A 610-nucleotide genomic window follows, 5' to 3' on the forward strand; every position below is an offset into this window, starting at 1 on the left:
TGCCGTGCACGAGCTTGGGGAGCTCGTCGGCCAGGAGCGCGACGGAGTGCGGCGAGAGCGTTCGGACCGATGCCGCGAAGGTTGATCTCTCGGGGATCACGTTGATGGCGACCGATTCCGCGTTCATCCGCGTGACGCTCAGGACGACCGGATCGTGAACATCCACGCGCCGGGAGACGAAGCTTTGGAGCGCCATCACGATCTCGGACATGACGGGGACGGTGTCCCGCAGGAGGTGGGGAGCCGATGCGTGTCCGCCGACCCCGGCGATGCTGACCCGCAGCTCGTTCAGGCCCGCCATGATGGCGCCCGTCCGGGTGAGGAAGCGACCCGCGGGGACCGTCGGCCAGACGTGGATGCTGTAGCACTCCGACGCGCGGACACCCCCGGCATCCAGGACGCCCTCGTCGATCATGATCTTCCCGCCGCCGTAACCCTCCTCGCCGGGCTGGAAGGCGAAGACCACGGTGCCGGCCAGATCCTCCCGTCGCCGCACCAATCGGCGGACGGCGCCGATCGTCCCGGCCATGTGGAGGTCGTGTCCGCAGGCGTGCATCGCGCCGTTCGTGGAGGCGAACGCCACGCCACTCTGTTCGTGCAGGGGGAGGGC

The 610-nt window shown here is 69.2% G+C and carries 1 protein-coding gene; it reads right to left on the bottom strand.

Translation table 11 applies throughout. The annotated features are described in order from the left end of the window. Positions 1-610: M20 metallopeptidase family protein (locus ACFP56_RS21755; RefSeq protein WP_379238598.1), on the bottom strand; the 610-nt coding region annotated here is incomplete at both ends.

Origin of the sequence: Paenibacillus septentrionalis, from assembly GCF_042659865.1 — a bacterium.
GTDB classification, from domain to species: domain Bacteria; phylum Bacillota; class Bacilli; order Paenibacillales; family Paenibacillaceae; genus Pristimantibacillus; species Pristimantibacillus septentrionalis.